Origin of the sequence: Phreatobacter sp. (genome assembly GCF_052440005.1) — a bacterium.
In the GTDB taxonomy this organism is placed as follows: Bacteria; Pseudomonadota; Alphaproteobacteria; order Rhizobiales; family Phreatobacteraceae; genus Phreatobacter.
In genome coordinates this window covers 79,317-88,372 of the sequence record NZ_JBQVQL010000005.1, presented here as the reverse complement: position 1 = coordinate 88,372, position 9,056 = coordinate 79,317, and the positions used below count along the sequence as shown (strand labels likewise).

Here is a 9,056-nt window from a genome sequence, read left to right as displayed (position 1 = left end):
GGGTTGCCCCGCTCCCGTGCCGAGCGCGCCCTGAACGTCGGCGAGGCCGATCGGCCCCGCCGCGCGCGCCGGTGCGGCTGACGCCGCGAGCCCCGTCGTCCCGGCCAGGGCCGCGACGATGAAATATCTCCGATCCATGAGCTGTCCTCCTCGAAACGTCTCCTCCCCCGGTCGAGACTGAACGATGCGGGCAGGGAGCGGGTTCCAGAGGCGGCCGGCCGCACGGGCGCTTGGCAGCGCGTCATGGGGCGTCTATGTGCGGGAAAGATCCATCCCGCGAGGAGCCTCACCGTGACCGATGCGCCGACCCTGCCGGACCGCCTGTCCACCGATCCGAAGAGCCCCTATTACGACGAGGCGGTGCTGTCGCGTGAGGTCGGCATCCGCTTCAAGGGCGCCGAGAAGACCAATGTCGAGGAGTACTGCGTCTCGGAAGGGTGGATCCGCGTCACCGCCGGCGCCGCCAAGGACCGTTTCGGCAATCCGCTGACCGTCAAGCTCAAGGGGCCGGTGGAGCCCTATTTCAAGAACTGAGCCGCCGTCACCCCGCGGCGGCCGCTGTTGTCACCGACGCTCACCATTTGTGAACGGCGCGCGGCGACATCGGCGTCATCCGCGCCTATAAGGCGGAAAGAGGGTGCGATGATCCGAATCGCATCACCAGATCTCCCGAAGCCGCACGAGACCACGCCCATGCCCCGCAAGTATTTCGGTACAGACGGCATCCGCGGCCGCGCCAACGCCTTCCCGATCACGCCCGAGTTCGCGATGAAGGTGGGGCAGGCGGCGGGCCTCGCGTTCCAGCGCGGCGAGCACCGCCACCGCGTCATGATCGGCAAGGACACGCGGCTGTCCGGCTACATGATCGAGAACGCCCTGGTGGCGGGCTTCACCTCGGTCGGCATGGACGTGCTGCTGGTCGGCCCGATGCCGACTCCGGCGGTGGCCATGCTGACGCGGTCCATGCGCGCCGACCTCGGCGTGATGATCTCGGCCTCGCACAATCCGTTCGACGACAACGGTATCAAGCTCTTCGCCCCCGACGGCTACAAGCTCTCGGACGAGGTGGAGCGCGACATCGAGACGCTGCTGGACCAGGACCTGTCCCGGCGGCTCGCGACCTCGCGGCTGCTCGGCCGCGCCAAGCGTATCGACGACGCCCAGGCCCGCTACATCGAATTCGCCAAGCGCACCCTGCCGCGCAACCTCGACCTCGCTGGCCTGCGCATCGTCATCGATTGCGCCAACGGCGCGGGCTACAAGGTGGCCCCGGCGGCGCTGTGGGAGCTCGGCGCCGAGGTGTTGACGATCGGCGACAAGCCGGACGGGTTCAACATCAACGACACCTGCGGCTCGACCCATCCGGAGACGCTGGTGGAGAAGGTGCGCGAGATGCGCGCCGACATCGGCATCGCCCTCGACGGCGACGCCGACCGCGTGCTGATCGTCGACGAGAAGGGCCATGTCGTCGACGGCGACCAGCTGATGGCGGTTGTCGCCCAGTCCTGGCTCGAGGACGGTCGCCTCGCCCAGCCGGGCATCGTCGCCACCGTCATGTCCAATCTCGGCCTCGAGCGCTTCCTCGGCGGCCTCGGGCTGCAGCTCGCCCGCACCCCGGTCGGCGACCGCTACGTCCTCGAGCACATGCGCGAGCATGGGTTCAACGTCGGCGGCGAGCAGTCCGGCCACATCATCCTGTCGGACTATTCGACCACCGGTGACGGCCTGGTGGCGGCACTTCAGATTCTCGCTGTCGTCCTGAAGATGGGCCGTCCGGTCTCGGAGGTCTGCCACCGCTTCGAGCCGCTGCCGCAGATCCTGAAGAACGTCCGCTTCAAGGGTGGCAAGCCGCTGGAGGCGACGAGCGTCGTCACCGCCATCGACGACGCCAAGCTGAAGCTCGGCAACCGCGGCCGCCTCGTCATCCGCCCCTCGGGCACCGAACCGGTCATCCGCGTGATGGCGGAAGGCGATGACCGCGAGCTCGTGGAGGCCGTCGTCGACCAGATCGTCGAGGCGGTGGCCAAGGCGGCCGCCTGAGCCGCCGCGGCGGGGTGATCTTCACGCCCCGTTCACCACGATCGTTAGGGTTAAGCAGGCTTTAAGCAATCTCTGCGAGCATTTCGGCATTGACCCTCGGGCCAGCCCATCACGGGTGTGCCCCCGCCAGGACATTGCCATGAGCCGTCCCTCAACAGCCGTTCTCGCCGCCGCGGCGGCGCTCGCCGCGACGGCCGCCTCCGCCGCCGACATGCCGCCCGTGCTTCGCCAGTCCGTGCCTGTGGTCCAGCCCGCTGAGAGCGGCGGCTGGTATCTTCGCGGCGACATCGGCGTCGCCGCCCACACCATTGGCAACTTCGCCGTGATGCAGAACGGCACGCAGGTGCGCGCCGGCGCCGGCGGCGTCAACGACTATGCGCTGCGCACCAAGTCCCATTCGGAGAGCTACACGATCGGTGTCGGCGTCGGCTACCAGTTCAACTCGTGGTTCCGCGTCGACGTGACCGGCGAGTTTCGCGGCGGGGGCCACCTGCGCGGTCTGGACTACGTCAACTTCGACCAGAGCGGCGGCACCACCTCGCAGACCAATCTCTATCACGGCAGCAGCCGCTCGATGGTCGGCCTCGCCAATTTCTACGTCGATCTCGGCACCTTCTGCCAGCTCGGCTGCCTGACGCCCTATGTCGGCGCCGGCTTCGGCTTCGCGCACACCACGGTGAGCGGCTTCACCGACACCTCCACCGGCTTCAACAGCGTGACCGGCGCCACCGGCTCGCTCGGCGGCTATGCCAGCACCGTGTCGCGCACCAGCTTCGCCTGGGCGCTGATGGCCGGCGTCGGCTACAAGGTCAACGAGCGGCTGACGCTCGAGGCCGGCTACCGCTACCTGTCGCTCGGCGACATGCCGGCGCTGCTGCTGCGCGATCCGGCCACGGGCCTGGCGCGCGCCGGCAACGAGACCGTGCAGGTCAGCCGCCTGACCGCCCACGAGATCAAGATCGGCATGCGCTGGTCGCTGAACTGCTCCTGCGCGGTTCCCTCCGAGCCGATCGTCGCGCGCTACTGAACCCTCCCTCCAGCGGAGAGACGACGGCGCGGGCCCCGGCCCGCGCCGTTTGCGTTTGGGGGGCAGGGGGCCAAACACGGTTAATTCTTAACCTTAAGGCGCTCTTAACCGCGCTGTCCCACACTCGGCGCCGAGTTCGTCAAGCGCCCCGGGCAGGGGCCCCCGAAGCGTTGCAGGAAACGAGTGATGACCCGTCCGACCCCGCGGCTGCGCAGCGGAACCCGTCTCCCGGCCGCCGCTCTTGCGGTCCTGGTGCTCGCCGGAGGCCCCGGGCTTGCCGCCGACACCCGTGGACCCGCACTCTCGGCGCCGCTGCTGCCGCCGGTGCTCGCCGAGGACTTCTCGTCGGGCTGGTACGTGCGCGGCGACGTCACCGCCAGCATCTTCCGCCGCCCGGCCGCCCGCTATCTCGACACGGTCAATTTCGCCCCCGCCGCTTTCGTGGACCTGCGCGACACCCGGGCCAACACCACCTTCGGCGGTGGCCTCGGCTTCGGCTTCAAGTACAAGTGGCTGCGGCTCGATACCACGCTCGACATCCGCTCCACCGCGCGGCTGTCCGGCTTCGCGCCGCCCGAGGGCAACTGGGCCTATGCCGGCCCGCTGCCGGTCCCCTTGCGCACCGAGCGCTTCGGCGTCACCGCCCATTCGGCGCTGGTCAACGCCTATGTCGATCTCGGCGGCTGGGGCGGCGTGACGCCCTATGTGGGCGCCGGCCTCGGCATGGCGCGGCTCGCCGCCTCCAACTACGTCTCGACCCCGGTGCCGGCCGCCGCCGCCCTCGGCGAGGCGACGCGAACGCCCGCCCTCGTGAGCACGGTGAAATGGACGCTCGCCTGGGCGGCCATGGCCGGCGTCACCGTCGACCTGTCGCCGCAGACCAAGCTCGACATCGGCTACCGCTATATGCACATGGGCGCGCTGCGCTTCGCCGACACGGCGGGCGGCGCCTATCGCACGACGGTGGCGGCACACGAGGTGCGCATCGGTCTTCGCTACATGTTCGGCGACGGCATCACCGCAGGGCAGTGACTTCGCCGCATCCTCACATCGGCAGGTCGATGGTGCCGTCCGCGTTGACGGGAAAGAGCGGGTTCCAGGCCAGTTCGATCGGGTGCCCGTCGGGATCGGCGACATAGCCGCTGTAGCCGCCCCAGAAAACATCCCGAGGCGTCTTGAGCGGCGTCGCTCCCGCCGAGACGGCGCGGACGAAAGCCTCGTCGACCGCCTCACGTGACGGGAAGTTCCGCGCCAGCGTGATGCCGCCGAAGCCCGACCGCTGTTCCTCCGGCAGTCCCGCATCCTCGGCGAGGGCGCGTCTGCCGAAGAGGGCGAGCACCACGCCGCCTGCCCGGAAGAAGCTGACGGTGTCGCTGCTCTGCGAAACGGACTTCGCGAAACCGATCTCCTCGTAGAAGCGTGTGGCGCGCTGCAGGTCATCGACACCGAGGGTGATGAGCGCGACGGCGGCAGGTTCGGCAGCCATGGGCTTCCTCCTCAGAACAGGGTGAGCTGCTCGGCCGCCGCTTCCCCCTTGCGGGCGGGCGGCGTGAACTGCGCGGTGTCGAGGCGCAGTGTGCGCTTGTTGAAGCCGAGCCGCTCACGCGCCACCTCGAACCTGCGGCCGATCATCCAGGCGAAGGGGCCGGTGCCCTTCTGCCTGAGGTGGAAGGTCGCGTCGTAGTCCTTGCCGCCTCGGGTCTGCTGGACCAGCGACAGAACGTGGCGGGCGGCGTCCGGCCGGTTCGCCACCAGCCATTCGCGGAAGAGATCGCGGATCTCGTGCGGCAGCCGCAGCAGCACGTAGCCGGCCTCGCGGGCGCCCATGTGCCAGGCAGCGTCGAGGATGCGCTCCATCTCCGCGTCGTTGACGGCGGGGATGACGGGCGCGACCAGCACGGCGGTGGGGATGCCTGCTTCCGAGAGCAGGCGGAGCGCCTCGAGGCGCTTCCTCGGGGTCGAGGCGCGCGGTTCCAGAGAGCGCGCGAGCTTGCCGTCGAGGGTGGTCACCGACAGCGCCACCTTGGCGAGGCCCTTGGCCGCCATGCGCCCGAGAATGTCGATGTCGCGGGTGACGAGGTGGTTCTTCGTGACGATCCCGACGGGGTGGTTCGCCGCCTCCAGCACCTCGAGGATGCGGCGGGTGAGCTGCCACTGTTTCTCGATGGGCTGGTAGGGGTCGGTGTTGGTGCCGAGGGCGATGGTGCGCGGCTGATAGCCGTGCGCGGCCAGCTCCTTCTCCAGCAGCTCCGGCGCATTGGGCTTGGCGAAGAGCCGCGTCTCGAAATCGAGCCCCGGCGACAGGCCCATATAGGCGTGGCTGGGCCGCGCGAAGCAGTAGGTGCAGCCGTGCTCGCAGCCGCGATAGGGATTGATCGAACGGTCGAAGGACAGGTCCGGCGAATCGTTGCGCGTGATGATCCGCTTCGCCTTCTCCTCGGTGACGGTGGTGGCGAGGGCGGGCAGCTCCCCCAGCGACCCCCAGCCGTCATCCACGGCCTCCCGGCTCTCGCTCTCGAAGCGGCCGGATGCATTGGTCAGGGTGCCGCGGCCGCGCCGGCGCGCGTCGGCGACGGCGGGACCCGAGGACAGGTCGAGCGCCCCCGCGGTCCTGAGGCCGAAAATGCGCGCCGCCGCGGCCTCCATTCCACCGCCATTCAGGCGGGCCGCGAGATCCTCTGGAGCAGGCTGGAAACGGGGGCGGGGCATGGACCGAGATCTAGCAGAGGCGGCTTTCACGCTCAAGAACAAAACTGGAACATCTGCGGTTCCAGCTGCGGCGGGCCGCGCTTGAAATCGCGTCTTGCCATGACGCCGAAACGGGCATAAAGATATCTTTATATGTGAGTGAGGCCCGTGACCCTGTCCTTCGGCAAATCCTTCGGCGGCCCTGCCGCGGCCTATGCCTTCGACGACGCCGTCGCGGTGCTGCGCGCCGTGGGCGAGCCGACGCGCCTACGCCTCCTCGCTCTGCTCGCACAGGCGGAGCTGACGGTCACCGACATGGTCGACATCCTCGGCCAGTCGCAGCCGCGCATCTCCCGCCACCTCAAGCTGCTGCTGGAGGCCGCGCTGGTGGAGCGGGTGAAGGAGGGCTCCTGGGCCTTCTTCCGCGCGGCGGGGGAGGGGGCGGGCGCTCGCACCGTCGAGGCGCTGACGGCCCTCGTCGATCCGGCCGATCCCATCCTCGCCAGCGACCGCGAGCGGCTCGCCGCGGTGCGCGCCAAGCGCTCGGCCGAGGCGCAGGCCTTCTTCAGCCGCCACGCCGCCGACTGGGACCGCCTGCGGGCGCTCCACGTGCCCGAGGAGCGGGTGGAGAAGGCAATCCGCGACGCGCTCTCGGGCGCGCCGCTGCGCTCGCTCCTCGATCTCGGCACTGGCACCGGGCGGATGCTGGAGCTCTTCGCCCCCGAGATCGACCGCGGGCTCGGCATCGACGCCAGCCCCGAAATGCTGACCCTCGCCCGGGCCGCCCTCGACCGTGCCGGCATCCGCCATTGCTCGGTCAGGACCGGCGACATCTATTCGCTCGCCCTGCCGCGTGACGCCTATGACGGCGTCATCATCCACCAGGTCCTGCACTTCCTCGACGACGGCGCCCGCGCCATCCGCGAAGCGGCGCGTGTCCTGCGCCCCGGCGGGCGGCTGGTGGTGGTGGACTTCGCGCCGCACGAGCAGGAGTTCCTGCGCGAGGCGCAGGCCCATCGCCGGCTCGGCTTCGCCCGGGACGTCATCGAGGGCTGGATGGCCGCCGCCGGGCTCACGCCCGTCCGCTTCCTCAACCTCGCTCCGGACAAGCCCCAGGGCGACAAGCTCACCGTCTCCATCTGGGTCGGCCGCGACCCGCGCATCGTCAACGACGCCCCGGCCCTGCCGGCGGCACCCGCCATCGAGGTCGCCTGATGTCCTCCGCCTACAAGCCGAGCCGCTACGTCTCCCGCTCCCGCCTGAAGGTCTCCTTCGAGTTCTTCCCGCCGAAGACCGAGGAGATGGAGACCACCCTGTGGGAATCGGTCGAGCGGCTGGCGCCGCTGGAACCCTCCTTCGTCTCCGTCACCTACGGGGCCGGCGGTTCCACCCGCGAGCGCACCCACGCCACCGTCTCGCGCATCGTCAAGGAGACGGCGCTGAAGCCGGCGGCGCACCTGACCTGCGTCGCCGCCACCAAGGAGCAGGTGGACGACGTCATCCGTGACTACTGGACGGCGGGCGTGCGCCATATCGTGGCGCTGCGCGGTGATCCCGTCGGTGGCGTCGGCACGAAATATGAGAGCCATCCCGGCGGCTACGAGGGCTCGCCCGAGCTCGTCGCCGGCATCAAGGCGATCGGTGATTTCGAGGTCTCGGTCTCGGCCTATCCGGAGCGACACCCGGAGAGCCCCTCGCTCGACACCGACATCGACATGCTGAAGCGCAAGGTGGACGCCGGTGCGACGCGGGCGATCACCCAGTTCTTCTTCGACAACGATGTCTACCTGCGCTACCTCGACCGCGTCCGCGCCGCCGGGATCACCATCCCGATCGTGCCGGGCATCGTGCCTGTGCAGAACTTCAAGCAGACGGCGGGATTTGCCGCCCGTACGGGGGCGAGCGTGCCGGACTGGCTCGCCCGCCGCTTCGAGGGACTGGAGAACGACCCGGCGACGCGCAAGCTGATCGCCGCGGCGGTGGCCGCCGAGCAGGCGCTCGAGCTCGTCGACCGCGGCGTCACGGAGTTCCATTTCTACACGATGAACCGCGCCGACCTGGTCTATGCCGTCTGCCACCTCCTCGGCCTCAGGCCGAAGGACGCAGCACCGGCGGCCGTGGCCGCGTGAGCCTTTCAGTTCTTCTCCGGAAGGAGTTCTCCAGATGACCCAGTTTCCCCATCTGCACGCCGACGGCGCCGAGGTGGCGGCCGCCCTCACCAAGGCCGCCCGCGAGCGGATCCTGGTGCTCGACGGCGCCATGGGCACGATGATCCAGCGCTACAAGTTCTCGGAGGCCGACTTCCGCGGCGAGCGCTTCGCCCACTGGAGCCATGACCTCAAGGGCAACAACGACCTGCTGATCCTGACGCGCCCGGACGTCGTCGAGGCGATCCATCTCGAATATTTCGAGGCGGGTTCGGACATGGTGGAGACCAACACCTTCTCCTCCACCTCCATCGCGCAGGCCGATTACGGCATGGAGGAGCTCGCCTACGAGCTCAACTACGAGGGGGCGCGGCTCGCCAAGAACGCTGCGAAGCGCGCTGAGGCGAAGGACGGCCGTCGCCGCTTCGTCGCCGGAGCCTTCGGGCCGACCAACCGCACCGCCTCCATCTCGCCGGACGTCAACAATCCGGGCTTCCGCGCCATCACCTTCGATCAGCTCCGCGAGGCCTATGGCGAGGAGGCACGCGGCCTCATCGACGGCGGCGCCGATATCATGCTGGTGGAGACGATCTTCGACACCCTGAACGCCAAGGCGGCGCTGGTGGCGATCGAGGAGGTCTTCGAGGAGAAGGGCGTGCGCCTGCCGGTGATGATCTCCGGCACGATCACCGACCTGTCCGGCCGCACCCTGTCGGGGCAGACGCCGGAAGCCTTCTGGTACTCGCTCCGCCACGCCTCGCCCTTCTCCATCGGGCTCAACTGCGCGCTCGGCGCCAAGGAGATGCGCGGCCATATCCAGGCGCTGTCGAAGGTGGCCGACACGCTGGTCTGCGCCTATCCCAATGCCGGCCTGCCGAACGAGTTCGGCCTCTACGACGAGAGCCCGGAGGCCATGGCGGCGATGGTCGGCGAGTTCGCCACCAGCGGCCTCGTCAACATCGTCGGCGGCTGCTGCGGCTCGACGCCGGACCACATCGCCGCCATCGCCAAGGCGGTGAAGGGCGTGGCGCCGCGCGCGATCCCGACCATTTCGACGCGGCTCCGCCTGTCGGGCCTCGAAGCCTTCGAGTTCGCCGCGTGAACACGCAGTTCTTCGACGATCCGGAGAAGGTCGCGGCCTACGAGCAGGGTCC

At 69.4% G+C, this 9,056-nt stretch carries 8 protein-coding genes and 1 pseudogene; 7 read left to right on the top strand and 2 right to left on the bottom strand.

Annotated elements, in window-relative coordinates; genetic code table 11:
- Nucleotides 1-243: 243 nt before the first annotated feature.
- From ACT6XY_RS02505 to ACT6XY_RS02490, 4 genes are all read left to right on the top strand, one after another.
- A complete protein-coding gene (locus tag ACT6XY_RS02505) occupies nucleotides 244-534 on the top strand; it encodes a DUF3297 family protein (protein ID WP_444746747.1) in 291 nt (96 codons plus the stop codon).
- Between the two features lie 159 nt (nucleotides 535-693).
- Nucleotides 694-2,040 (top strand): phosphoglucosamine mutase, encoded by a 1,347-nt coding sequence (gene glmM, locus ACT6XY_RS02500; protein WP_444746746.1) that lies wholly within the window; start codon nucleotides 694-696, stop codon nucleotides 2,038-2,040.
- A 139-nt stretch (nucleotides 2,041-2,179) separates the two neighbouring features.
- Nucleotides 2,180-3,067 carry an outer membrane protein gene (locus ACT6XY_RS02495; RefSeq protein WP_444746745.1) on the top strand — a complete coding sequence of 296 codons (888 nt, stop codon included), beginning with the start codon at nucleotides 2,180-2,182 and terminating at the stop codon, nucleotides 3,065-3,067.
- A gap of 186 nt (nucleotides 3,068-3,253) precedes the next feature.
- Complete coding sequence (locus tag ACT6XY_RS02490) at nucleotides 3,254-4,099, top strand: outer membrane protein (protein WP_444746744.1); 846 nt, start codon at nucleotides 3,254-3,256, stop codon at nucleotides 4,097-4,099.
- Nucleotides 4,100-4,112: 13 nt separating this feature from the next.
- Here the strand turns inward: ACT6XY_RS02490 and ACT6XY_RS02485 are convergent, their stop codons facing one another.
- Together ACT6XY_RS02485 and ACT6XY_RS02480 are read right to left on the bottom strand one after the other, a co-directional pair.
- Complete coding sequence (locus ACT6XY_RS02485) at nucleotides 4,113-4,553, bottom strand: VOC family protein (RefSeq protein WP_444746743.1); 441 nt, start codon at nucleotides 4,551-4,553, stop codon at nucleotides 4,113-4,115.
- Nucleotides 4,554-4,564: 11 nt separating this feature from the next.
- Nucleotides 4,565-5,776 (bottom strand): PA0069 family radical SAM protein, encoded by a 1,212-nt coding sequence (locus tag ACT6XY_RS02480; protein ID WP_444746742.1) that lies wholly within the window; start codon nucleotides 5,774-5,776, stop codon nucleotides 4,565-4,567.
- Between the two features lie 147 nt (nucleotides 5,777-5,923).
- On the opposite strand from ACT6XY_RS02480, the gene ACT6XY_RS02475 reads away from it, so the two are divergent.
- The 3 genes and pseudogenes from ACT6XY_RS02475 to ACT6XY_RS02465 form a co-directional block, all read left to right on the top strand.
- Entirely contained in the window at nucleotides 5,924-6,970 is a 1,047-nt protein-coding gene (locus tag ACT6XY_RS02475; protein ID WP_444746741.1) for an ArsR/SmtB family transcription factor, read from the top strand.
- Nucleotides 6,970-7,884, top strand: a complete 915-nt coding sequence (metF, locus tag ACT6XY_RS02470; RefSeq protein ID WP_444746740.1) for a methylenetetrahydrofolate reductase [NAD(P)H] — start codon at nucleotides 6,970-6,972, stop codon at nucleotides 7,882-7,884. Before ACT6XY_RS02475 ends, metF begins: the two co-directional genes overlap by 1 nt.
- Before the next feature lie 34 nt (nucleotides 7,885-7,918).
- Nucleotides 7,919-8,992 (top strand): annotated as a pseudogene (locus ACT6XY_RS02465) (homocysteine S-methyltransferase family protein); the annotation flags it as partial.
- Nucleotides 8,993-9,056: the final 64 nt, after the last annotated feature.

What these genes read in the sequence shown, in the direction of transcription:
- ACT6XY_RS02505 (WP_444746747.1), top strand. Translation starts at nt 244, where the DNA reads ATGGGGCGTCTATGTGCGGGAAAGATCCATCCCGCGAGGAGCCTCACC.
- glmM (WP_444746746.1), top strand. Translation starts at nt 694, where the DNA reads ATGCCCCGCAAGTATTTCGGTACAGACGGCATCCGCGGCCGCGCCAAC.
- ACT6XY_RS02495 (WP_444746745.1), top strand. Translation starts at nt 2,180, where the DNA reads ATGAGCCGTCCCTCAACAGCCGTTCTCGCCGCCGCGGCGGCGCTCGCC.
- ACT6XY_RS02490 (WP_444746744.1), top strand. Translation starts at nt 3,254, where the DNA reads ATGACCCGTCCGACCCCGCGGCTGCGCAGCGGAACCCGTCTCCCGGCC.
- ACT6XY_RS02485 (WP_444746743.1), bottom strand. Translation starts at nt 4,553, where the DNA reads ATGGCTGCCGAACCTGCCGCCGTCGCGCTCATCACCCTCGGTGTCGAT.
- ACT6XY_RS02480 (WP_444746742.1), bottom strand. Translation starts at nt 5,776, where the DNA reads ATGCCCCGCCCCCGTTTCCAGCCTGCTCCAGAGGATCTCGCGGCCCGC.
- metF (WP_444746740.1), top strand. Translation starts at nt 6,970, where the DNA reads ATGTCCTCCGCCTACAAGCCGAGCCGCTACGTCTCCCGCTCCCGCCTG.